This is a genomic window from Saprospiraceae bacterium, from assembly GCA_016712145.1.
In the GTDB taxonomy this organism is placed as follows: domain Bacteria; phylum Bacteroidota; class Bacteroidia; order Chitinophagales; family Saprospiraceae; genus Vicinibacter.
This window is the reverse complement of sequence record JADJRO010000002.1, coordinates 1-25,065: the sequence shown is the minus strand read 5'-3', so window position 1 is coordinate 25,065 and position 25,065 is coordinate 1. Positions and strand designations below refer to the sequence as shown.

Below are 25,065 nucleotides of genomic sequence, written 5' to 3'. Positions count from 1 at the left end.
AAGTAAATACTTCAGGTCGAATCAATAGGCAAACGATCTTAATTCAAAACTAATGAAACTTTATATTTAGTTTTAGGCCAACTTATTTAGCTTGCATGAGTTTTTATTGAGAATGCTAATTTGTTGATTTAATAAGAATAATTACAAACACGTTAAGATGTATATCATTGAAACTCCAAGATTAAGGCTACTTGCCTGTGACCTACAAATGGTATCGCTTCTGATTGAAGATGTCCATCGTTTTGAATCCGTCTATGGATTAAATTTGGTTGATCAATGGACCTCTTTTGGAACGGATCCATTGAATTATACCTTAAAACTGCTTTCAGATCCTACTCAAGCGAATTGGTGGACCTATTTACCCGTATTGAAAGCAAAGAATTTGGTAATTGGAACCTGTGGTTATAAAGGAAAACCAGATGATTTAAATCGGGTTGAAATTGGCTATGAAATTGCTCCTTCTTTTCGTCAAAATGCTTATGGATTGGAGCTTGCAAAAGCCTTAATTCTGGATGCATTTCAAAATCGCCAGGTAGATAGCATTTTGGCACATACATTGCCACATGAAAATGCTTCCACAGCAATCCTCAAACATTGCGGTATGCAATTTATTTCATCAATTGAAGATCCAGAGGATGGGTTAATCTGGAAATGGGAATTGCAAAAAACAGATTGGTTGACAAAACAGCCAAATTAATCCTTAACGAATACAATATTTACACAAGGCGCTATAACCGTGCCATTGGTCGTTCCAGGAAACGCATTGCAGCCATTGGGCCCACATATTTCTTCATTGAATGAAATGATGCTTAAATTGTCTTTTGTAATCGGGAAGGAAAATGCATCGCCATTCAAATTACGCACTTTAAAAAACACATCTGCAACAATTGCTACCCCGAGATCCGCACCGGAAGTAACATTGACATCGGCAATGTCTCCAAAAAATTCACCCCCTTCATTAGTTGACTGAATGCTGGTTTGTGCGATTATAGTTTGCGTTGTCAAATTATATAATTTAACTTTGAATGTATTTATAGCGGGCACTTTTATCCCAAGCTTGGTAATCTTACCTGCTTTCAAGGGTTTAAAACGAAATCCATATTCCCATATAACAGCACCATTGCGAATGGTATCAATAGAGGTGCCGCTTTGGGATAAGAAACTAAATAAAGGCATTTCTTCTTTTGAATCGGAATCTTTTGTGCAACTATTTAAAAGCAGAAAAATTACGGATAATACGAGGAGTTGTTTCATGATATCATTTTAATTCGGTAAATTTAAAAGAGCCCTTGCATTCTTTAATGCCGTTTTCATAGAAATGGCTTCAAACATAGCATATGAATTAAACCAATTGATGTATTGATTCACCGTGTCTGTTTGATTTTCAAAAAACAATGCACGTTGTGTTTTATTGGAAAGGATTGTTGGAAAACTTAGTATTAAATCCGTGTCATCAATAATAAAGCAATCATAGCCAATGGTTTTTTCCATGTATTGAACGTATCGATGAAAGTAAATATCAGAACCCTGATCCTGAAATATTTTAAAACGGCGTTCAGTTGATTCGATAAATTGTTGATTGATGTCGTCTTTATTGATGCATATGACAATGTCAAACTGAACGGGTACGCCGGCATCTGATTTGCGTCGTAATATTTCTGCAACCCGTTCATTCCAACTATCTGGTGCTTTGGGCGAATTTGCATAGACCACTGAACGGATATTTGTTTTAGCTCGTTCAGTTAATTGCAGTGATAAATTATAGATCTCATGATAGGATTCAATAAATTTATATTGTCGGTAGGTTGAAATATGTGTATCTATTGAATTTAAAATATCATTTTGATTTTCAAGGGCCTGATCAATGCGTGAAATATCCAATGCGCGCTCTAATCCAAGTACAACACAAATCAATCCAATACAGGAATAGTAAATTCCTTCATTAAATTTATGAATCTGATCTGCATATTGTTGAAAAATACTTGAAGACGCCTGGTCCAATATGGTACCTAGTAATAATAGAATTCCTAATAATAAAATTGAATAAGAAAGCAGCCCCCTCAAGGAAGCATTTACAGTTGTAAATAATTTCTTTTTAATCTGACTTCGCTCTGTTTTTATCATGGCTTAGCTAAAATGCGTATCATTTGGTTTTTCCAAAATTAGGGTATTTCGTGTATAAGCATGGATTTTTTTTTATTGCATGTATAAATGATTTAAAATAACGGATTTAGCAATGCAAGTCGCTTTTTCTAACTCTTTGCATGGCTTTCAGGATTTAATCTTTAATTTTGAATTTTAATTTGTATTATGAAAACTTCAGAAGTATTATATACCGGTGATTTGCGTACACAGACAACCCATGTTCGAAGCGGACAAACATTTATAACGGATGCTCCGGTTGATAATCAGGGGAAAGGAGAAGCGTTTTCACCTACCGATCTGGCAGCAACTTCTTTAGCGTGTTGTATGATTACAACCATGGGAATTGCTGCAAAAACACATGGGATCAATATGATTGGCACCAGAGCGGAAGTTTTAAAAATAATGGCCAGCGATCCACGCCGGATTGCCTCTATTGAAGTTGATATATATATGCCAGACCTTGCATTTAGCAATAAAGAAAAAGTAATTCTTGAGAAAGCTGCAAATGCATGTCCGGTGAATCGCAGTCTGCATCCGGATTTAAAGGAAGTTTTACGCATTCATTGGGCCTAGCAGGTTTTAATAATGAATTCCCTTGCTATCCACTTACCTGCTTCCAAAAGCATATCCAATCGCCTGTTGATTATTCAGGCTTTGTGTACATCTAAATTTCAAATTGAAAATCTTTCTAAAGCAGATGACACCATCGATTTACAGCGTTGTCTGAATGATACTGAATCTGAAAAGTTAAACGTTGGAGAAGGCGCCACCACCTTGCGATTTTTGTTGGCATATTTAGCCCTCTATCATAAATCGCCTATCCTTGATTGCGGTGAAGGTCTTAGGAAAAGACCAATACATGAAATTATAAAGGTATTGGAGTCTCTCCATTGTGAATTTTATTTTATTGAAGGGGATTTCAAGTTGCCACTAAAAATTATAAAAGGCATTTCAGAACCTATACCGGATTTTTTGAAAATTGATGGGTCCTTAAGCAGTCAGTTTATTTCATCGATTTTATTAATTGCACCTTTTTTGAATAAAACAATCACCATCGAAGTTACAGGAAATTTAGTTTCAGCGACGTATCTAAGCATGACCATTCAGTTGATGCATGATTTTGGAGTTCAAATTTTGCAAGACCGTGCGTTGATTACTATTCATAAATCAAGTTATGTAGGAAAAGATTATTTTGTTGAGTCCGATTGGAGTGCAGCTGTTTTTTTTTATGCCTTATTGGGTTTGCAAGAAAGGGGTTGCATTAATTTTCCTGGTTTGAGAAAATCCGGATTGCAGGGTGATGAAGTTTTAATTACTTTTTTTGAATGGTTTGGCTTGAAAACAATTTGCCTTGAAGATGGAATCAGAATCGAAAAATTTAATATAGAAATTCCAGGTTCAGTAGCTTTCGATTTTACAAATTGCCCCGATCTATTTCCTGCTATGGCAATCTTTTGTGCTTTGAACAAAGTTAATTGTTATTTTTCTGGTTTGCAGCACTTGCAATACAAAGAATCAAATCGACTGGATATCATTTCCAGGTTTCTGGAATCTCAGCATGTACGCATTCTTAAACCAACTCAGGAAGAGGGTATTTATTATTTTGAAATGGACGCCATTCAATTTAATCTTGATTCAAGTTATTCATCTTATATGGATCATCGCATTGCAATGGCATTTAGTTTGATAAAATGGCGCTATCCGATTGAGATTGATAATTCGGAAGTTGTTTCTAAATCATTTCCGAATTATTGGGATGAATATAGAAAATTTGAATTTACATTCTCTAACCAATTTAACTAGCAAACGTACCGATCAATTCTGCTAGCAGTTTACAATTTACCCGTTCGAGGGGATGAGAAGTGTCTGGTAGTATTTGAAGCTTTCCATTTTCAAGATTTGAAACTGCATGATTAGACTCTGAAGCGCTAACCATTTTATCTTTATCGCCCAGACAAACCAATACAGGTATACGGATTTTTTTCAATTCCGCATCTGGTAATTCTTGATTTTTACCTAGACGCATCATCATCTCAGCAGTATTATTTACCAGTTGTTTCCAAGAACTTCCATGTCTATGATTTAATACTTCACAAAAAGCTGGAATTTGTTTTTCCATTTGTTCCGGATCGAGCATGCTGGTTTCTTTTACAGATGATTCCGGATTCCAATCAAATTTAGTAGCCAATGTGATCACTTTAGCAATTTTATTTGGAAGTTTACTTGCATGATACAATGCAACATAACCCCCCATGCTGTAACCAAAAACAATCGGATTGGAGATTGCATGCTGTGTCATGAATTGATCCAATTCTAAGGCCATGTGCTTAATATCTAAAGCGTCTAAGGCGGCTGCTTTTTTTCCATGTCCATCAAATTCTAAAGTGTACACATTAAACTGTGATTCTAAAGCAGTCTGTAACTCCTTCATCTGAGATGCAGAACCCAAAGCGCCGTGAAGTAGTATGATATTTTTCATTTGTGCAAAATTAAAGAGAAGTATTCAATTAGGAATTACGAATTGTGGGAGCGTAGTGGACATCTCGCTTACTCGCTGAGCGAATTGCGATTAAATTTAGTTTATAGCTTGTTTTGGAAAGTATTTTTACTTTAATTTTTGTTTTTATTGCGACCGAAGGATTTAGAAAGGATTTCATTTAAAAAAATGGATATAGGATAAAATACAAAGAAAGTTTTCAAACTAAAGTTTATTGGTGGTTCAAATCAATTTTAAAAAATAGAACTTTTGCATGTACTTTTGCAAGCATGTCCGATAAACCACAATTCGCAATAGCCATTCATGGTGGTGCAGGGACCATTTTGAAATCGAGCATGACCCCAAAACTTGAGAAGGCGTATCATCAAGTTTTGGAAAAGGGAATTAATCGCGCTTACAAATTATTGGAGAGAAAAGCCAGTGCATTGGATGCGGTTGAAGCTGCAGTAAAACTACTGGAAGATGCGGCTTTGTTTAATGCTGGAAAGGGATCTGTTTTTACTGCAAATGGAAAGCATGAAATGGATGCATCTATAATGGATGGAAAGACCCTGGATGCTGGTGCCGTTGCCTTATTACAACTAATTAAAAATCCAGTTCAATTGGCTCGTATGGTCATGGAACATTCTGGTCATGTTTTTTTGGCAGGAAAAGGTGCAGAGGACTTTGCATTAAAAATGGGATTGAATAAAATGGATGCTTCCTACTTTTATACCGAAGCCCGATATCAACAATTACTGTTGGCTAAAAAGGAAGATAAAGTACTAATGGATCATGTGGATCGTAAGTTTGGTACGGTAGGTGCTGTTGCATTGGATCAATTTGGAAATCTTGCAGCTGCTACTTCAACCGGAGGAATGACAAATAAAAAGTTTGGAAGAATCGGTGACAGTCCGATGATTGGAAGCGGAACCTATGCTAACAACAAAAGTTGTGCTGTTTCTTGTACAGGTTCTGGCGAGTATTTTATCCGTATGAATGCAGCATTTCATGTGGCTGCTTTGATTATGTATAAAAAGTGCAGTCTTGAAAAGGCCTGTAAAGAAGTAGTTCATAACTTACTGCCATCAATTGGAGGCGATGGCGGACTCATTGCTATTGACCGCTCGGGTGCTATCAGTATGTGCTTCAATACGGAAGGTATGTATCGTGCATGCAAATCCAGTTCAGGAAACACTCTAATTGGGATTTATAAATAATTATTTTGCTGCTAGTTGTTTTTATTTGTGCATTTATTATGGGAGTCAGCCTTGGCTTGCTGGGTGCTGGAGGAGCTGTATTGACTATTCCAATTTTTGTATATCTCGTGCACATGGAAGCACAAGTTGCAATATCCGGTTCGCTATTTGTTGTTTGCGTAATTAGTTTATTAGGTGGACTTAGCTATTATAAAAAATCACAGGTGGATTTTCGATCTGTGGTTTTGTTTGGAATCCCTTCAGTTATCATGGTATGGTTGAGTAGAACATTTTTATTGCCATGGATACCGGATCCAATTTGGAATGCGAATAATTACTTCATTTCAAAATCTTCATTTCTTTTAATTTTATTCAGCATATTATTATTTTTTGCAGCCTATCGAATGCTGAATCCTCCAGCAATAAATTCTAAGGATGCACCCAATTCAAAAGGCTATTTCTTTATATTATTTAATGGCTTACTTCTTGGTTTAATTACAGGAATCCTTGGAGCCGGTGGTGGTTTTCTAATTGTTCCTGCTTTAGTATTATTGCAAAAACTGGATTTTAAAAAAGCTGCAGGAACTTCCTTAATTATTATCAGTATTAATACCGGAGTTGCATTGATTTCAAAGATTCAAAGTCTTGCATTGTTAGAATGGCCATTTGTTTTAGCGTTCACAGGAATGGCAATTTTAGGCATGTTTGGAGGGAGTAAACTTTCACAATTTTTAAGTTCGGATAAGCTAAAACCACTATTTGCCTATTTTATATTGGCAATGGGTATTTTTATACTAATAAAGGAATTATATTGAACTTTTAAGCCTTTTTTTACGTTATAATCTCTTTATGGCTGCTATTTGATTTTCAGTTTCTTATAAATCAAATTGTATAAACGCCTCATTTACAATAGCGATTTCAATGATTAAAAATATGTTTGCTTCCACCAGTGTTTTTTTGAAAATACCCATTTCTAATTGTTTTTGAAATACTTAGTAAGGTTTTTCAGCAAGCATCTATTTGAGTGAAAATTTCTAAAATTTGTTTTATTTTTTTAATCTGTTAATTATGCGATTCAATTTATTTTTAAGTTTATTATTGATCAGTTTTCTGGTAGCCTGTAAAAACGATTCAATTGGACAAGCTACTCCAAAATCGATTGCGGAACAAATTTCAAAAGACCCTGGCATTATGGTCGATGTACGTACACCCGATGAGTGGAATTCCGGACATCATCCTAGAGCCATTCATGCTGATTGGGACGGCGGTCAATTTCAAATAGAAGCGGCTAAATGGGATCCAACAAAAACGTATTATTTATATTGTGCTGCAGGTGGAAGAAGTTCAGCAGCAACAGATTATCTGAAAGGCAAGGGATTTAAAAAAGTTTATAATTTGGGAGGATATAACCAGGTTAAAAATCTGAAGTAATCTAAAACGTGCAGAAAAATTCATTTAACATACATACAACCCATAAGCTCCAAAACCAGGAGCCTGAGAAAGCAATTATGGTTGGATTGATTTTGCCCGATCAAAATGAACGACAGGTAACAGAACATTTGGATGAATTGGAATTTTTAGCGCAGACTGCCGGTGCTATCGTTATCAAGCGATTTACACAACGCTTGCCAGCCATCAACAGCCATAGTTTTATTGGTTCGGGAAAAATTGATGAGATCAAGAACTATATGGAGCATTTTCCGGCAGACATGGTCATATTTGATGATGACCTAAGCGGAAAACAACAAAATCATCTGGAGTCTGAATTGAAAGTCAAAATTATTGACAGAAGTTTTTTAATTCTCGACATTTTTGCTAGCCGTGCACAAACAGCCCAAGCTAAAACTCAAGTTGAATTAGCACAACTTCAATACATCTACCCAAAACTCCGAGGCATGTGGACACACTTGGAACGTCAGCGTGGGGGTATCGGAATGCGAGGTCCCGGTGAGCAAGAGATAGAAACAGATCGTCGGATTGTAAAAGAAAAAATTAGTTTTCTAAAAAAGAAACTTGAAAAAATTGATCAACAAAGCGTTACCCAACGAAAAAATCGGGATGAAATGATCCGGGTTTCACTGGTTGGATATACCAACGTGGGCAAATCGACTTTGATGAATGTGTTGAGTAAGTCAGATTTGTTTGCAGAAAATAAATTATTTGCAACTTTGGATACCACCGTTAGAAAAGTTGTTTGGGAGGCTATGCCCTTTTTGCTTTCAGACACTGTTGGATTTATTCGGAAGCTTCCTCATCATCTCATTGAAAGTTTTAAATCAACTTTGGACGAAGTCAGAGAATCGGATATATTATTGCATGTAGTTGATATTTCTCATCCGCAATACCAGGACCATGTACAAACCGTACTAAAAACTTTAGAGGAATTGGGTGTAGGTGACAAACCAAGTATTTTAATATGCAATAAGATGGATGCTTATAGAGAACATTATTTCGATGCCCTTCTTGACACAGAAACTAAAAATGATTTGGAAAACGAATTAAAGCGTTCCATTGAGAATGCCTATAAGGTTCCTGTTATTTTTATTTCTGCAAAGACACAGGAAAATATTGAAAAATTGCGGGCACTCTTAAAGGAACACATATCAAGACAATACCTCATTCGGTATCCTTATCGAAGTAAAACCTGGTAAATCAAGATGCATTGGATTGAAAAATACGCTGACTTACTCGTAAATTATTCACTCTATCTTAAAGAAGGCGAGAAAGTGTTTGTTCGTTCGACCACTTTAGCAGAGCCACTAGTAAAAGCTTTTTATACTGCAGCTATCAAAGCAGGAGCCATTGTCGAAACTGAACTCAGCTTTGAAGATCAGGAAAGCATCCTTTTGCAATACGGTAATTCAGAGCAGTTAGAATATGTTGGCGCATCCTATCAACAAGCCATCCAATCATTTGATGCTTATTTAGTAATCCGGGCACCATATGAAAGCAATTGCAATTTTTCTATAGTAGAGGAAAACAGAAAAATAAGGTCGCATGCTTTAGCACCGTTTGATCAAATGTATTTTCAGCGATTGGGTGACGGAAGTTTGAAAAGATCCTTGTGCCAATTTCCAACCCAGCATGCAGCTAATATTGCAGGAATGGATTTAGATGAATATACGCAATTTATTGTGCATGCCTGTTTTTTAGATATGGAACATCCTGCGGATCAATGGAAAGCCATTTCATTGAATCAGCAACGCATTGTCGATTATTTTAATGGATGCAATCATTTTATATACAAGAACCCGAATTTTGAAATTTGTTTTTCAACATTGGGAAGGAGTTGGATCAATTCTGATGGAAAGGCCAATATGCCATCCGGCGAAGTGTTTACCAGTCCGGTAGAAGACAGTGTAAGTGGACAAATATACTTTTCCTATCCGAGCATTATGATGAATGAAGAAGTTTCAGGTGTTCATTTAATCGTAGATCAAGGCAACATTATCAAATGGTCAGCAGAAACCGGTCAGCACATTCTGGATAAAGTATTTCAAATACCTGGTGCCCGGGTTTTTGGAGAGGCTGCAGTTGCAACAAATCATAATATTCAACGCGCCACTAAAAACATTTTGTTTGATGAAAAAATCGGTGGCACCATTCACATGGCAGTGGGACAATCCTATTTGCAAGCCGGTGGAAAAAACACATCCTCCATCCATTGGGATTTAATCACCGATATGAAACAGGGCGGTGAAATTATTGCAGATGGGGAGGTCGTTTACAGGAATGGTGCGTTTTTGATTTAATAGCTACTTTTCTAATAAGGCCAACATAAATGCATATTCCAATGCAACCTCTTTTAATCGTTCGAAGCGTCCGGAAGCGCCTCCATGTCCTGCATCCAGATTGGTGTGAAATAAAATCACATCTGTTTTATCTGTCCGCCGTGTACGCAATGTAGCAATCCATTTGGCTGGTTCCCAATATTGGACCTGGCTGTCTGCAAAACCTGTAGTTACCAACAAGTTGGTATATTTCTTAGCTTGAATATTGTCAATGGGTGAATACGATTTCATATAATCGTATTGTTCTTTTATTTCCGGATTTCCCCACTCTGTGTATTCTCCAGTAGTTAGTGGAAGATCCGGATCTGACATGGTTGTTAAGACATCTACAAAAGGAACATTTGCAATCATGCCACGAAATAAATCCGGGCGCAAATTATAAACAGCACCAACCAACAATCCGCCTGCAGATCCTCCTTTGCAAAACATTTTAGCAGGAGTTGTGTAGTTATTTTGAACGAGGTATTCTCCGCATTTTATAAAATCAGTAAAGCTGTTCATTTTGTGAAACATCTTTCCCTTCTCATACCAGTTCCAGCCTTTTTCTTTACCACCACGAATATGTGCCATGGCAAAAACAAAACCACGATCCAATAGAGAAATGAGGTTGCTGCTAAATCCTGCATCCATGCTTATTCCATACGATCCATAACCATATAATAATGCAGGAGCATGGGCATTTTTTCAAAGCCTTTTCTAAAAACAATGGACATGGGAATCATTTCTCCATCGCTGGATGGAACCTGAACATATTCACTTTGATAATTTTCTTTGTTGAAATTTCCAAGTACCGGACTTTCTTTCAAAGTATGCAACTGTTGTTGTTGCATTTGATAGTCGTAGGTCGTTTTCGGAGTCGTCAAAGAAGTGTACTCCAATCTTAATACATCGGTATTCAAATCATAATTTGGACCTAGCCAACAATCATAACTGGCATCTCTGAATTTAATGTAATGACCCTCATTAAAATGATTCCAGGGCAGAATATGAATTTGATTCAATCCATCTTTTCGTTCAAATACGACCAGTTGATTTTTAAAAATTTCGATATCCTGAAGTAAGATGGAATCATTGCCTGGAATCAAATCCATCCAATGTTCAAATTGATAGTTACTGACCGGAGTTTTAACTAGTTTAAAATTAGGAGCTTTATCATTGGTTAAAATCAAGAAGGATCCTTGATAGTGATCAACCATATAGAAAAAACCCGGACTGCGTTTTTTAATCAGTATTGGTTTTTTATGGTAGTCATTGAGTGGAATATAAAGGCATTCTACCATTTCAGTATATCCAGAATGAATAAAAGCATATTGTTCGTCTTTAGAAGAAGATAGGTGGGCATAGCTTGTTTCATCGGTTTCATGATACACCAATTTGTCATTTGCAAAAGCTGTTCCCAATTCATGCAACCAAATTTTATCTGTCCGCAAAGTGGTCAGGTCTTTGGTTTCATAAAAAAATGCTTTGCTATTGGGTGTCCATACAATAGCACCTGCTATAACAGGCGAATTTTCTTCGATGATCGTACCTGTTTCCAGGTTTTTAACAAATGCTTTGTGCAAGTTTCGACCCGTTGTATCCAGTCCATAGACTGCCAATTTATTATCCGGACTAATTTCTGGTGAAATAACATTGCAAAATTTATGACCTTCTGCCAATTGATTGACATTTAAAACAATTTCTTCAGGATTTGATTCGGCAGGCAATTTTTTTCTACAATGAATGGGATATTCTTTTCCGGTTTCAAATCGGATATAATAACTGTATTGATTGTAATTATATGGAACTGTGTTGTCATCCTGTTTAATTCGACCCAGCATTTCATCGTAAAGATTATTTCGCAAGGTCTTTACAGGTTCCATTACTTTTTCAAGGTAGTCATTTTCAGCTTGCAAATAGCTTCGCACATTTAGATCTTCCCGATTGTTTAACCAATAATATGGATCGATCCGGGTGTCTCCATGCATCACCAGTTTTTTTTCAATTTTTGGTGCTACAGGTTCCGGGATGTTGTTCAAATTTTTTGAAATGCTTTGAATGGTTTCTTTCGAATCGTTTGGGGACATCGTTGTTTTTTTAGTGTCGTTGCAAGCCAGTACAAAAAGTAAGACGGCAACAAGTACGGAATAAATTGATTTCAATTTTTAATTTGTTAATTATAAAAAATGTGCGTTAACTTTTGACAGTAAATAGTATTGTGACTTTATTATCGCCACGAATTTAAATCAATTACGAATTAAATTCGTAATTGATCATTCGTAATTCGTAATTGATTTTATTCTTTCCATTTGATATTGCAACCTAAACTTGGATATTGAATTGGATCTATAGCTTGATTCGTAAGAACGGCATCCAGTGCATTGCGTAAATCAATACCGGTTACCGGAATTCCTGAATTCGGGCGAGATGCATCCATTCTACCCCGATAAACCAATAATTTATTTTTATCGTATACGTAGATGTCAGGGGTGCAGGCTGCATCGTAGGCTTTGGCAACTTCCTGACTTTCATCGTATAGATATGGGAAGGGATAATTAAATTGGATTGCCCGTTCTTTCATTTTTTCCGGAGCATCGTCCGGATAATTTGCAACATCATTTGAACTAATTGCAAAAAAAGTACAATTTTTGGATTGGTATTCGCGACCAATGTTTAACAATTCATCATGCACATGGATCACATAGGGACAATGATTGCAAATAAATAAAATTACATAAGCCTGGTAATTTTTATAATCTTCAAGATGAATGATTTTTCCAGTCAGGGGTTCTGGCAAATGAAAGTCATACGCTTTGGATCCCAATTGGATCATGTTGGATTCAGTACGAGCCATATTATTGAATGCAATTATTTACGTTTCGGATAAAATCAATCAAATGCAGCGATTGTATGGCTTGATATCCTTTAAATCTGAAAATAGAAGATTCATCAAAATTACGAAGTTGAGCTTCCCAAATTGTTTTAGCAGTAGGCATATAAGACCAATGCCAGCGTTCTTCGTGAAAACCACTAACCCGTTGTTCACCAAAAGCGGTATACGTTTGACAGAAACCAAATTTTCCGGCATTGTTAAACAACCATTGGTAGACTTTTTTTCCTTCCGGAGTTTCAAAATATTCGGATTCTGTTGAATTGATATCAATATCAGTACCCCAATGATGCCTCGAAAATCCAGGAGGTGCCGAATACTCCATAATTTTAAGTGCACGTGTCACAGGATCTTTAATATGCAGATGCAATTTTTTTCCATCGACAGCAGTTTTACCGAGCCACTTATTTTCCCACAATTCTTTTTGATAATCAAAATTTCTGGTAGCCGATACAATTTCCAGTTTTATAGAATCAGCAGCAGCAGCCTGAGCCATTTTTAAATAGGCAATGTAAACTTCCGTACGCAAATACATCAGTTTGTTGGAGGTATCTGAATTGAAACTAACAAATTCAGGATTTTTAGAAGGGTCAAATTTTCCAGCAATGTAACGAGCATCATCCAAAGCTAACACTTTTGGATTTTCGACTACGTGTTGCATATTTTCTGCCATGATCTGAAACAGTAAGATGATTTTTAAACCGATTATATAAAGTACAGGAGTCAAGTGTTAAGTATTGGTGGAAAATTAATTATTAATTACGAATTACGAAATGCTTGCTTTAATTTAATTCATAGCCACTCTTAAATGTAATTTCCAATTCGTAATTCGTAATTGAAAATTCGTAATTGTATCACTATCTATAAACATCCCTCAATTTTCTCCTTCTCTCTTCTTCTTCTTTATTAATTTGATCTTCCAAAGTTTTCTTTTGTTCAAGTGTCTTTGAATAGCCCCCTTTTTGATCTAACAAATAATAAATATTGGTCAACCATTTGGAGGTATCCGGTTGTTGAGATGGGGACGTTACGTATTCTTCAATGATTGGGGGAGCTAGGGTAAATGGAGAATTATCCATCAGATAACTCAATTTTACGTGTGCATTTCGCAACGTAGCGTAACTGCCATAATGTTCTAATTTCATACATTCCATTTGAGGGATATCGAAAGAAGTCCAGGCAGGATAATTTGGCATTTTATTTTCAACCGGCAATGCAGCTAAAATATATACTTGCCCAGTAGAACCTTCCCAGTCAAGAATCAGCCCAACTGGTGGTCCAATGATTGGAATTTTAAGGGAATCTAGAAAATTATAAATTTTAGGATAGCTCTTTGCATAGAATGAAGGAATCTTATTATTCTGAACAATATTCATAATTCCAAAATAATGATTTCCAGGATAAATGGTTTTCGAAATTCCAAAACTGTCTTTCAATAAATTTTCAATATAACCCTTCATGCCTTCCAGATCATTGGTTAGCATTTCATCCAACTGTTTTTTTAATCCAAAATAATATCCTCGTTTATAAAAAGGAATTTCACCTTGCAGTCTGGCTGTTAAATTTACATAAACTGCTTTAGAACTTTCAGAAACAATTTGCCAACGTTCTTTTAAGTTGCTGGGTAATTTGGATGCATTTAAGTTTACAGTAATAAATGAATCCTGATAGGATTCTTCTACGATGACACTGCCGGTTCCCATTTTTTTGCCTTCAAAACTGAAATTTGCTCCTACGGCATATTGAAAATTGCCAGGTGTAAATTTTAAATCAGGGTCTTCTTTTTTCCAGCTAAACCATTTTGACCAGTCTTTAATATCATTTAAAAGCAGGTACACAATTTTATGAGGTCCATTAATTCTTACTTCATTATTAAATTTATAGGAAGAAGGACCTAAAAGGCAGAGCAACAAGTAAATAACTGTAAGTAACAAGAAACTGTATAAGGCAATTTTCTTTGCAGACATAGTCCAATTTTAGATTGCAAAATTAAGTCTTTGAAATCGGTTTTTGCAGCTTTCTTGGTAGCTTTGGACTCTAATAACAATTTAATTTAGTTTGAAATTTATGAAAAATCTTTTAATTTATCTATTGATATTCAGGATTTTAGCTTCTACTATGTCGTTAAATGCCCAATTAAGTCCGGAAACCATGATTCGGGTGGATGTTGTTTATCTCGCATCCGATGATTTGGAAGGACGACAAACAGGAACCGTCGGAGAGGCCATGGCAGCAGATTATATCTCCGAACGCATGGCAAAATTGGGATTGAGTCCTAAAGGCAGTGAAGAATGGTTTCAGGCTTTTAAATTCAATTCAAATCCCCATGGAGGCAGTCAATTGGACAAAATGGGTAAAAATGTCATCGGATTTTTAGATAAGAAAGCAAAAAAGACCCTGGTGATTGGAGCACATTACGATCATTTAGGATATGGAATGGCAGGTTCTTTACGTCCCGACGATCATTCCATTCACAATGGAGCGGATGACAATGCCAGTGGGGTAGCAGCTTTATTGTATTTAGCCGACCAATTAAAGAAAGAGAAAAAATTAAAATTCAATGTCTTGTTCATTGCTTTTTCCGGAGAAGAATACGGTTTATACGGCTCCAAGGCATTTATGGAAAATCCAACCATACCAAAGGAAAGCATCTTTGGGATGATTAATATGGATATGGTGGGTAGACTCAACAAAGAAAAAACCATTGCGATCAGTGGAGCTGGAACCGCAGTGGAATGGAAAGACATTTTAGAAAGTTGTAAAATGCCGGGCTTTAGCTTTAATTACAGCGATGGGGGCATTGGTCCATCCGATCATACTTCATTTTATTTAAAAGATATTCCGGTCCTTCATTTTTTTACAGGACAGCATCAGGATTACCATAAACCAAGTGACGACAGTCCCCTGGTAAATTATGATGGAATTTGGGAAGTCAGCCAAATCATCTGGGGAGTTGTGTTAAAATTGAATGCTAAACCCATGCTAACATTTCAAAAAACAAAAGATGAAAACAAGCAACAGGCCAACAGTTTTAAAGTCACCATGGGATTAATGCCTGATTATGTTTTTAATGGGGAAGGCATGCGCATCGATGCCGTGTTGGATAACCGACCTGCTCAAAAAGCCGGCTTATTAGGAGGCGATATCATCATTCAGATTGGCAGCTATCCGGTTAAAGATGTGTACCAATATATGGAGGCCCTCAATAAATTTGAAAAAGGACAGGAAGCAGACGTTACTGTAAAACGCAAGGACGAGGTTTTGGTGAAGAAGGTGGTTTTTTAGGGGGAGTACTTTTTAGAGAGGAAGAAGAGAGTCTGTAGTGAGGAAGCATAAAGTCAATATGTTTTTAAATCGGAATCACAGGTCATGATGAATTATAAATTGTAGCTGATTTGAATTTTCATATGAGCAGGATTCGATTTTCCGAATTCAATACGCAATTTGGATATAATACTGCATCTCGTTACGGTTATTAGCCGTATTTATTCGCTAAATTTAAATTATTTTTATATTTGAATGGATTTGTGCAATGCATGGACAGGCTGCTTAATGAAATAGTTGCGTTGAGAAATATGTTAATAGTAATTCAAAACGACTGCGCTAAATTTAACACTAACAGACAAAAATGAAAAAAATATCAATTGTTATTTTAATGACTTTGTTTTTTTATTCAATATCATTTGCACAGCAAAAAAACACATCCCAATTAATCAAACGAATTGAATCCTACTTAGAAGAATTTGAAAAAATTGGTTTTGCAGGAACTGTGCTTATAGAACTTGATGGAAAGAATATCATTTCAAAAGGATATGGATTTAGAAATGTGGAATTTAATAAAAAAAATACACCAAATACAATTTTTGACATCGGTTCTCTGACAAAACAATTTACCGCATCTGCAATTCTAAAGTTAGAAATGCAAGGCGAATTATCCACTTCTGATACCATTACTAAATTCTTTCAAAATGTACCGGTTGATAAATCCATTATCACCATTCACGATTTATTAAGACACCAATCAGGATTAGAAAGCCAAGTAGGCGAAGACTATGAGCCAATTAGCGATCAAGATTTTATTGAAACTGTAATGAAATCAACTTTAAAATTCAAAGTTGGTTCAGATTATTCCTATTCAAATATAGGATATAGTTTGCTTGCACTTATTATTGAAAAAGTAACAAGACAATCGTATGAGCAATACCTTTATGAAAACCTTTGGAAACCTTCCGGAATGGAAACAACGGGTTATAGCAGACCAAATTTTGATGCCGATTTAATTGCAATTGGTTATGGTAAAGACTATAAGAACTGGGGTAGACCAACGGAAAAAAAGTGGAATGGAAAAGCTCCTTACCGTCACTTATTGGGAAATGGTGGGATACTTTCAACTTCAGAGGATATGTTTAAATGGCATAAATCTTTGATGACTGAAAATGTTTTATCAAAAGAAGCAAAGGAAAAATTATATCATCCATCAATTAGAGCAAACGAAAATAGTAAGGCAATTTATGCCTATGGCTGGGATGTTTCCAAGACAAATAGAAATACTTTTCGTGTTTGGCATAATGGCACAAATAATATTTTTTATGCCGACTTTATGCGATTTATAGAGGAAAAAACAACCTTGGTTTTAATGTCAAATAAAACATTTAGAGGCACAGACCAACTTAACTTTGAAATAGCCAAAATAATTTTTGATAAAAATTACATACCAACTATTCCTAAACCTGACAATAAAGCCAATCAAATTTATTCGCAAGAAATAATTGAAATTATATTGAGTAAAGGACTTGAAGGTGCTATGTTAAAGTATAAAAACAGACCTTCAAAAACAGACATTTTGGAATATCTGTTTATTAGAAAAGGCTATGAACAATTAGCACAAAACAAATATGATGAAGCAATTGGAATTTTTACAATGAATTGCATTGCGAATCCTAATTCATATAATGCTTTTGACAGTTTGGGAGAAGCCTATATGATTAAGGGCGACAAAGTATTAGCAATAAAGAATTATAAAAAAAGTTTGCAATTAGACTCAACAAATGAAAACGCAAAAGATATGATTAATAAGATGAAACAATAATGACAAATAAAGCACTACTACTGACGTGGAATTTGCTTTTCAGTGCTCCCCAGACACAATTGTGGTTATCCAATTTTTGGTTCTCCTCATTAACTTTTGTGACGAAAATCGTCAACTTCCCGAATCCCGAAACCGTTAACTTTCAGTAAATACCACGCCCAATTTAGGCAACGTAAATAAGACAAAATGGTAAACCGAAATTTCACACCTTTTCCAATTTTGACAACGGAAAGGCTCACGCTTCGGCAATTGTCAACTGATGACCAGCAAAATATTTTTGCTTTACGTTCTGACTCAGAAATAAACAAGTATCTTGACAGAGAACCAAGCAAGACAATTGAAGGTGCAATAAACTTTATAAACATAGTTAGTGATAACATTCAAATAAGCAGCTCAATTTATTGGGTAATTATCCTGACGAAATCAAAATCATTTGTTGGGGCAATTTGCCTTTTTGACTTTTCAACCGAAAAAATAGCTCCGAAATTGGGTATGAGCTCATGACAAAATTTCAAAATCATGGAATAATGAAAGAGGCAACAGAAGAAGTTATTGATTTTGCTTTTCAGGTATTGAAGTTTCAAAAAATTGTAGCGTTTACTCACAATGGAAATCAGAATTCAACCAAACTTTTGACGAAATTTAACTTTGTTCAATCATTAGAAGCAAACGCAGTAAATACAGATTTTAATATTTTCACATTGACTCATATAAATTTACAACTATAAAGCAAAATACATTAAGAATAAAAGCCTGAGCTGTTATCATTAGTTTGAAAAAAGTGGGACATTTGTACTTAATTTGAACATTGTAATTCTAAACGGCATTTATTGTAAATCGAACATTTGTATTTCGATTTCACCACCTTCGCCAAGAAATAAACAGTTACACGAAACCTAATTATAAACCCTTCAACTAACAAGTAAACATGTTTATTAAGAAAAGTACACTATTGATATTATCTCTTATTATTGTTCAGGTTTTAATGGCACAAAGTAAAAAGGAAAAACTGGCTGAAGTACTGAATGCTTACCACAACTTTAATATGTTTGATGGTGCCGTTTTGGTTGCTGAAAATGGTGAGATTATTTATAAAGATGCGTTTGGCTTGGCAAACAGAGAGTGGGATATTCCCAATTCTATAGATACTAAATTTATGATTGGTTCCATTTCGAAACCTATCACTGCTACCCTCATGCTCATATTTGTACAAAAGGGGCTGGTGGGTTTGGATAAAACCATTGAAGATTACTTACCTGAATTCAAAAACAAACCTGCAGCGAAAGTAACTATAAGGCAATTGCTTAACCATACTTCAGGAATTCCAAATTACGACATCATTAAAGATTTTTTTCCGAGAATTAGTCGACAAAGTTTCAGCCGAGAAAACTATTTAGAAGTATTTCAAGATTCTGCTCTTGCCTTTGCTCCAGGTACGAAGTATTTATACAGCAGTTGGGCTTATTTTATGTTGGGATACCTCATTGAAAAAGTCACTGGAAAAACTTATGACCAAGCAATGAATGAAGAAATATTTAGTAAATTAAAGATGGAAAATTCAGGTTCTTATTTACATACTCAAATTGTATCAAAAAGGGCTTCGGGTTATGATTATGGGTTGGGACATTATTTAAGTGCTGATTTTAGAGACCAATCCAATACCATGGGGACGGGTGATATTTATACTACTGTTGAAGATCTTTTTAAATTTCATAGGGCATTAGCAAGCAATACATTGCTAAACAAAGAATTAACCGATGAAATGTTTGCACCAGGCATGAGACCAGCACGTTATGGATATGGCTGGTTTAATCAGAATTTTCGATATACAGCTACTGATAGTATTACTGCAAATTATCATTTAGGATCTACAGAAGGATTTATATCGTTTATGATTAGAATGCCGGAAACAAATAGTATGGCAGTCATTTTATGTAACAGTGCCCCAACAGATTTTTTTGGAATTATTAAAAATATATTAAAAGTGCTTTACAATAAGCCGGTCATACTTAAAGAACCTATACATAAAAAAATGGAAACCATTATTGGAAAATATAATGCTATAAAAGCTGTTTCCGAATATAAAAAAATGAAAGTTGATACAGTTCACTATTATGCAGATTGGTTACAAATGTATTATCTCGGAGAAAAACTGCTTAGTTTAAAAAGATATGATGATGCAAGAATCATTGCAGAGAATAATGTTCAAGAGTTTCCTGATAAGGATTTTATAACACTATCCATGGCAACTATTTATTTGAGTTTGGATAGAAAAGAAGATGCCATAAAGTTCTATAAAAGAACCTCGAGCTAAATCCTGAAATGGAAGAAGCAAAAAATAGATTAAAAGAATTAGGGGCAAATTGAAAACGGTTTAGAGTATCTAGAATAGTTTAGGTAGGGTTGAATTTAGTCACTTAAGTAAAATTACCTAATGCGATATTCAATTAAAATAAACAATTGATTTTAAATAGCAGTCCAGTTGAAACTAATTTTATTCCGACTAACTAATAATTGGTGAACTGCCTGATAATTTTATTTTAGAACGGCATCATCCCTGAGAATGAGCTTTTATTTCATTTAAATTTTTAAAGTAGCGTATTTAATAACTCAATGACATTGGTTTTGTATTTGAGTTTTCTGATTTAAGGATTTTAATTCAGTATTTTAGTGTCTATGCCAATTCTATGCACCGGATTGAATGGCCTGAATATTTTCTTCTCCATTAAATTTGTAATGCATCAGAGTAGTTTCATCTTGCAATAAATTATCGGTGTGAATGCTATTCAGATATTTATTCTTATGTAAATCAATAAAAATTGGCTTATAGGGCCATTGGTTATATGTACATTTTTCAATTGTTGGATAGGATAATTAAAATCTGTAATAGGGGAGGAACCCAATCTGGATTTTATAGAATCTGATCTATTTATTGAAATTCAGAACAAATAAAGCGTCATTCAGAACATATCGAATTATTATAATTACGAATTATCAAACTGCCTCTATTTTTAGCTTTTGAAAAGATTCGTAAAAATGATGGTGGTTTTGATAAGGAACTTAGCCTCAAATTAAAATTTCTTGGAATGATCAAACGAGTATTTTGTATACTGGTCAATTGCAGTATATGGGTGTTTTCATTAAGCAGCCAATTAAACTCTTTAGAGAATTTGGAGCAGTTGGATAAAGGTGGATTGAAAAAGACTCTAAGTGGTTTTTTTAAAGACTTCTATTCATTTGGAGATCCATTCCAATTGGGAGGGGGACTGTCTATCAACATGCGATCCTATGATGCAATGGGAGGTCCGTTGCGACAAGATCCTTTCTTTTATACTATCAATGCAAATGTCAATGTGAAAATCTACCAGATCGATCTTCCGTTTTCAATGGTATTGACTGCAAAAAATACCAGCAAATCCTATCCCAGCTTTTCAGATTTGAAGGAATCTTTAAAAGACAACATCAACAACAGAAAGAATGGATTCGCTAGAATAGGGATCAGTCCCTACTATAAATGGGCAAAGTTGCACCTGGGCCACCGGTCTATGAATTTTTCAAAGTACACATTGAATAACCTAAATTTTTTTGGTGCTGGAATGATGCTGGAACCTGGAAAACTTAGAGTGGGCGCTATGTATGGAAGGATTGCCAAAGCAGAACCCATTAATTTATCTTTGGTTACCCCAAACCTTCCGGTTTATCAGCGAATTGGATGGGGAACTAAAATTGGCTATGGGGACGATAAAGCTTCTGCAGATGTAACGGTTTTCACGGCAAAAGATGATGATCAATCCATTGACATTCCTGCAAGTTATTCAAAACAAGTAAGTCCGGAAGCAAATCTGGTACTCGGAATCCAACTACAAAAATTATTCTTTGAAAAATTTAGAGTCAAATTTGATTTTACCAACAGCGGAGTATCCCCTAACACGCTCGATGCCGATGCTGCAGATAAAAGTATTACGAATTTTTTATTAAAGAAGAAAACTACAAGCTACTACGGCAATGCTTTGGAAAGTTCTGTTGGATATGAAGGAAAATCTTTTAATGCTGGCATTTCTTTGAATAGAATTGATTCCGATTTTGAAACATTTGGAGCATATTTTTTTAACCGAGACATCATGGACGTCCAGGCTTTTACAAATTTTGGATTGATTCAAAACAAACTCAATACTTCTCTTAAATTCGGTACACAATCAAACAACCTCGATGGTAGCAAGCCAACTACCACTACGAGATTAATTTACGACATCAACACGGTGTGGTCTGCTAAAAAGATAAATGTGCAAGCAAATTATAGCAACAATGCTTCAGATATTACCTATGTATTGAATCAACAATTGGACTCCCTAAATGCAGTTGTTGTGACCCAAGACATTGGACTGAATGTAACTTATACCTTACCTTTCAAAAGTCAGCACCAACACCTTGTTTCCTTAAGCGGTAATATGCAGGATGTCAGCGATGATATTGAAAAAACAGCCAGCAGTACAAGTTCGAAACTTTTTTTGATAAACACATCCTACGTGTTGAAGACCAAATCAAAATGGGCATTTACAACGAGAGTAAATTATAACAAGAATGAATTTCAAGGTACTACTTTGAATAGAACAGGGTTTGGAGCTGGCGTAAAAAAAGAATTTTTGTCAGGGAAACTCTCCCTTGGAATAAATTCAAATTATTTTCTAAACAAGAATGCATCTGGAAGCAAATCAACAAACTTGCAAAGCATATTAAATATAGGGTATCAATTATTTAAAGGATTGAATACCCAATTCACATGGGGATTGTTAACAACAAAAGCAGATCCTGGTAGCAAGTTTACAGAAAATACAGCAAATCTAGGTCTTCAATACAATTTCAATTACGCTCCGAAGGCTAAAAAATCAAAGAAGTAAATTTTATAATTCATAAAGTTTAAAAGAATAAAATGATGAATCAGAAATTCATATTATCCAGTATAATTTCTATTTTAATAGTAACAGGCATTCAATCACAACAGATTTGGCCTGTCCAGGTGAATGGCAGTATGTTGCCTCCACACTCCCTGGATCTGAAAGTGTATACCACAGATCGGATCGAGGATTTAATATTCAATGTTATTTTGATGGATCCAGTGGAGGAAATGCTGGAAGTTAAACCTGTTTTGAGTATTGAGCAAAACGGGAATGTAATCTATCAGACGGATATGAATTTTGCATCAGTTCCAATAAAACTCTTGCAATTTGAACAGTACACTTTGAATGGTTCAGAGTTAAGTGTATACTTGTCCAATGAAGCCCTCACTGGTAAGAACTCGGAAGGACGCGGATCCGTTATTCTTCCCGAAGGATTGCTGGATATTTGCATTCAAATGTATGGCGTAGACAGAGTCGTGCCTGTCTCAAATAAATTCTGCATCACTTCCAATTTCAGGTTAAACCAGGCGCCACAACTAATTAAGCCTGTTTTTAATGAAAAGATAAAGATACCAGCTATCCAAAATATGATTTTCTCATGGCTGCCCATGCATTTAGGTAGTGGTAACAATCCAGGTGCGGTGGAATATTTTTTTGAATTGGTCGAATTACCTCAAGGAGTCATGAATGCCAATGACGCTTTTGAAAGTGCACTCAAAGTATTTAATACTACTACAACTTCTACCTCTCTGATCTATTCACAGGCAGAGCCTGTACTTGATCCTAATAAATATTATGCTTGGCGTGTTACGGCATCGAGCTTCCTATATCCCACCAGCAAGTTATTTCAAAACGACGGCAAAAGTGAAATATCGATATTTATTCTCTATGACGGAGACTCACCTCAACCGAATTGAATCCGTTTGACAATCCGGCTCCAAGAGGATGTTCTGTATATGAAACCAGTTATGGGCCCATTGCAAAGCAGATAATGAATCTATGATCGTTGGGGTCAATCAGGATGAAGTTGGGATATTTTAAAATGAAAATCACGGAAGCAATCGGCGCTATTCAAAATGGATATTCGGGCAAAGGTATCGTGTATTATCCTATGTTGCGTTCGTCGCTGGAAGTTGAATTTGAGAATTTAAAGTAAATAAGGAAGGCAGAGTGTATGAGAGTGAAAGGATACAAACGCTGCAGGAGTCCGGATATCTATCTGGATATGAAACAGATCAATTCTTCAAATGTGAAGGATTATTTTTCTGTAGACTATGTGGATAAATTTTACAGTAAGATCGGTTCCCAAAGTAAGGTAGCTGATCTTCCACAGGATAATATCAAATTAAATGCACTTCCACGTTTAAGCAATGTTAAGTTTCCAAACGATGGCGTCAGTGTGCAGGAGTTTATTTTACACCAACAAATGCATTTGTGAATCTTGTTTCCAAAATACAAGGGAGATATTTTGTCGGAACAAATATACCTGCAACTCCATATGGATTAAAATCGGGAGCCTATCTGGTACAGTTTAATTCTACCAATCCCTCAGGTGGTGAAAAATTACAGAATCCATTTTATTGGTGGGCCTACAATCTGCAGGAAGCAAGATAGAATGTGATTGTAATGGTTATCAGGATATTAAAGCAAAAACCGGACTTATCATTTCACCACAGATTTTCATCAGGTGGATCATGCTGGACCCATATCATTAACAACAGAAAAACCTGTAAATGATATGGGGTACTTACACCGGCAAAGTGAGTCTGAGTAGCGCATTTGCAGTGAATGGATTGGAAGGATTTAAGTTTTATTCCAAAATCCGGTACATTGGATTTAAATCAAATGCTGCAGGATCCGGCCAGACAAGTCCTGAATTGACCAATCCTGCCTGGAGAGGGCTGATTATTGACAATGGTGCTGGAGTTGCCACAGAAATATAATATCGTCCATCCATCCAAACCAATATTGTTGGAAAGGGAAACCCAATCATTGATGATAATGATATTCAAGAAGGATTTTTTATCAAAAAGATGTTTTGAGTTTTAGCAAGGGAAGGATGGGTCCATGGGCATACAGCATAGATTCCATATTGATGAATATTAGTAAGGATAGAAATTCAAACCTAAGTCTACGTGGACAATTAATGACCCCATTTTTGACGATGCATTTCCTTACAGTGCACAGTTTCAAGAATCAAAGAAGACCAACACAAAATTAAACAGCATCCATCCTTCAAGCTGAATTAAAAATGTCTATGCTGTCATGGAAATTTTTTATTCTCGAAGAATGATTCTAAGATTGAAGAGCTTTAATCGATAATAATGGTGAATTGGTATTATCACCAAAGGTGTTCATTTAATGGAAATCCAAACATCAACTTTACCGGGATGAGGAATTCAGGAAATCGATTCTAAATAAGAATAAATCTGAAATTATTGAAGATCTTGAGAAATCCTTAGAATTTAAAGTCACTGGATTTCAACCCGAATAATTTAAGCATTCAGGGGGCTTACCAGTGATCCATTTTAATAGCGGAAAAATAATATAAAGCAGATGTTTTGAAGAACAAAATTCGACATTGAATTTTGGGCAACA

The 25,065-nt window shown here is 35.5% G+C and carries 24 protein-coding genes and 1 pseudogene; 17 read left to right on the top strand and 8 right to left on the bottom strand.

Annotated features, from left to right (window positions below; translation table 11 throughout):
- The first annotated feature begins 157 nt into the window (after positions 1–157).
- Positions 158–697: a GNAT family N-acetyltransferase gene (locus IPK91_12465; GenBank protein ID MBK8298065.1), complete on the top strand. Its 540-nt coding sequence runs from the start codon at positions 158–160 to the stop codon at positions 695–697.
- Here IPK91_12465 and IPK91_12460 read toward each other — a convergent pair.
- Positions 694–1,254, bottom strand: coding sequence for a hypothetical protein (locus tag IPK91_12460; GenBank protein MBK8298064.1), 561 nt, complete (start codon positions 1,252–1,254; stop codon positions 694–696). The genes IPK91_12465 and IPK91_12460 overlap by 4 nt on opposite strands.
- Positions 1,255–1,263: 9 nt before the next feature.
- On the bottom strand, positions 1,264–2,124 hold the full coding sequence (locus tag IPK91_12455; GenBank protein MBK8298063.1) for a hypothetical protein: 861 nt from the start codon (positions 2,122–2,124) through the stop codon (positions 1,264–1,266).
- 186 nt (positions 2,125–2,310) lie between these two features.
- Between IPK91_12455 and IPK91_12450 the strand changes: the two genes are divergently transcribed.
- Both IPK91_12450 and IPK91_12445 read left to right on the top strand, forming a co-directional pair.
- Complete coding sequence (locus tag IPK91_12450; protein MBK8298062.1) at positions 2,311–2,718, top strand: OsmC family protein; 408 nt, start codon at positions 2,311–2,313, stop codon at positions 2,716–2,718.
- A gap of 12 nt (positions 2,719–2,730) precedes the next feature.
- A complete protein-coding gene (locus IPK91_12445; GenBank protein MBK8298061.1) occupies positions 2,731–3,948 on the top strand; it encodes a hypothetical protein in 1,218 nt (405 codons plus the stop codon).
- Here IPK91_12445 and IPK91_12440 read toward each other — a convergent pair.
- Entirely contained in the window at positions 3,941–4,624 is a 684-nt protein-coding gene (locus tag IPK91_12440) for an alpha/beta hydrolase (GenBank protein ID MBK8298060.1), read from the bottom strand. The genes IPK91_12445 and IPK91_12440 overlap by 8 nt on opposite strands.
- A 287-nt stretch (positions 4,625–4,911) precedes the next feature.
- Between IPK91_12440 and IPK91_12435 the strand changes: the two genes are divergently transcribed.
- The 5 genes from IPK91_12435 (at position 4,912) to IPK91_12415 (ending at position 9,572) form a co-directional block, all read left to right on the top strand.
- Complete coding sequence (locus tag IPK91_12435) at positions 4,912–5,841, top strand: isoaspartyl peptidase/L-asparaginase (protein MBK8298059.1); 930 nt, start codon at positions 4,912–4,914, stop codon at positions 5,839–5,841.
- 5 nt (positions 5,842–5,846) lie between these two features.
- On the top strand, positions 5,847–6,635 hold the full coding sequence (locus tag IPK91_12430; GenBank protein MBK8298058.1) for a sulfite exporter TauE/SafE family protein: 789 nt from the start codon (positions 5,847–5,849) through the stop codon (positions 6,633–6,635).
- 253 nt (positions 6,636–6,888) lie between these two features.
- The gene (locus tag IPK91_12425; protein MBK8298057.1) at positions 6,889–7,251 is read left to right on the top strand and encodes a rhodanese-like domain-containing protein; all 363 of its coding nucleotides are present in this window, start codon (positions 6,889–6,891) and stop codon (positions 7,249–7,251) included.
- Between the two features lie 77 nt (positions 7,252–7,328).
- Complete coding sequence (gene hflX, locus IPK91_12420) at positions 7,329–8,471, top strand: GTPase HflX (protein MBK8298056.1); 1,143 nt, start codon at positions 7,329–7,331, stop codon at positions 8,469–8,471.
- Positions 8,472–8,477: 6 nt separating this feature from the next.
- On the top strand, positions 8,478–9,572 hold the full coding sequence (locus IPK91_12415; protein MBK8298055.1) for an aminopeptidase: 1,095 nt from the start codon (positions 8,478–8,480) through the stop codon (positions 9,570–9,572).
- Between the two features lie 3 nt (positions 9,573–9,575).
- On the opposite strand, the gene IPK91_12410 is transcribed toward IPK91_12415, so the two are convergent.
- From IPK91_12410 to IPK91_12390, 5 genes are all read right to left on the bottom strand, one after another.
- Entirely contained in the window at positions 9,576–10,241 is a 666-nt protein-coding gene (locus IPK91_12410; protein MBK8298054.1) for a S9 family peptidase, read from the bottom strand.
- A gap of 2 nt (positions 10,242–10,243) precedes the next feature.
- Positions 10,244–11,752 carry a S9 family peptidase gene (locus tag IPK91_12405; protein MBK8298053.1) on the bottom strand — a complete coding sequence of 503 codons (1,509 nt, stop codon included), beginning with the start codon at positions 11,750–11,752 and terminating at the stop codon, positions 10,244–10,246.
- Positions 11,753–11,886: 134 nt separating this feature from the next.
- Positions 11,887–12,444 (bottom strand): thioredoxin family protein, encoded by a 558-nt coding sequence (locus IPK91_12400; protein ID MBK8298052.1) that lies wholly within the window; start codon positions 12,442–12,444, stop codon positions 11,887–11,889.
- Between the two features lies 1 nt (position 12,445).
- Entirely contained in the window at positions 12,446–13,207 is a 762-nt protein-coding gene (locus IPK91_12395) for a M15 family metallopeptidase (GenBank protein ID MBK8298051.1), read from the bottom strand.
- Between the two features lie 130 nt (positions 13,208–13,337).
- Complete coding sequence (locus IPK91_12390; protein MBK8298050.1) at positions 13,338–14,447, bottom strand: hypothetical protein; 1,110 nt, start codon at positions 14,445–14,447, stop codon at positions 13,338–13,340.
- A 100-nt stretch (positions 14,448–14,547) separates the two neighbouring features.
- Between IPK91_12390 and IPK91_12385 the strand changes: the two genes are divergently transcribed.
- The 9 genes and pseudogenes from IPK91_12385 to IPK91_12345 all read left to right on the top strand — a co-directional run bounded on the left by IPK91_12385 (position 14,548) and on the right by IPK91_12345 (position 24,410).
- Positions 14,548–15,765, top strand: a complete 1,218-nt coding sequence (locus IPK91_12385) for a M20/M25/M40 family metallo-hydrolase (GenBank protein ID MBK8298049.1) — start codon at positions 14,548–14,550, stop codon at positions 15,763–15,765.
- 343 nt (positions 15,766–16,108) lie between these two features.
- On the top strand, positions 16,109–17,569 hold the full coding sequence (locus tag IPK91_12380) for a serine hydrolase (protein MBK8298048.1): 1,461 nt from the start codon (positions 16,109–16,111) through the stop codon (positions 17,567–17,569).
- Between the two features lie 186 nt (positions 17,570–17,755).
- Positions 17,756–18,297 (top strand): annotated as a pseudogene (locus IPK91_12375) (GNAT family N-acetyltransferase).
- A 200-nt stretch (positions 18,298–18,497) separates the two neighbouring features.
- Positions 18,498–19,883 carry a beta-lactamase family protein gene (locus IPK91_12370; GenBank protein ID MBK8298047.1) on the top strand — a complete coding sequence of 462 codons (1,386 nt, stop codon included), beginning with the start codon at positions 18,498–18,500 and terminating at the stop codon, positions 19,881–19,883.
- Positions 19,884–20,655: 772 nt separating this feature from the next.
- A complete protein-coding gene (locus IPK91_12365; protein MBK8298046.1) occupies positions 20,656–22,467 on the top strand; it encodes an outer membrane beta-barrel protein in 1,812 nt (603 codons plus the stop codon).
- A gap of 32 nt (positions 22,468–22,499) precedes the next feature.
- Entirely contained in the window at positions 22,500–23,384 is an 885-nt protein-coding gene (locus IPK91_12360) for a hypothetical protein (GenBank protein ID MBK8298045.1), read from the top strand.
- Between the two features lie 257 nt (positions 23,385–23,641).
- Positions 23,642–23,905: a hypothetical protein gene (locus IPK91_12355; GenBank protein ID MBK8298044.1), complete on the top strand. Its 264-nt coding sequence runs from the start codon at positions 23,642–23,644 to the stop codon at positions 23,903–23,905.
- Positions 23,902–24,081: a hypothetical protein gene (locus IPK91_12350; protein ID MBK8298043.1), complete on the top strand. Its 180-nt coding sequence runs from the start codon at positions 23,902–23,904 to the stop codon at positions 24,079–24,081. The genes IPK91_12355 and IPK91_12350 overlap by 4 nt, the downstream gene beginning before the upstream one ends.
- A gap of 119 nt (positions 24,082–24,200) precedes the next feature.
- Complete coding sequence (locus tag IPK91_12345; GenBank protein MBK8298042.1) at positions 24,201–24,410, top strand: hypothetical protein; 210 nt, start codon at positions 24,201–24,203, stop codon at positions 24,408–24,410.
- Positions 24,411–25,065 lie beyond the last annotated feature (655 nt).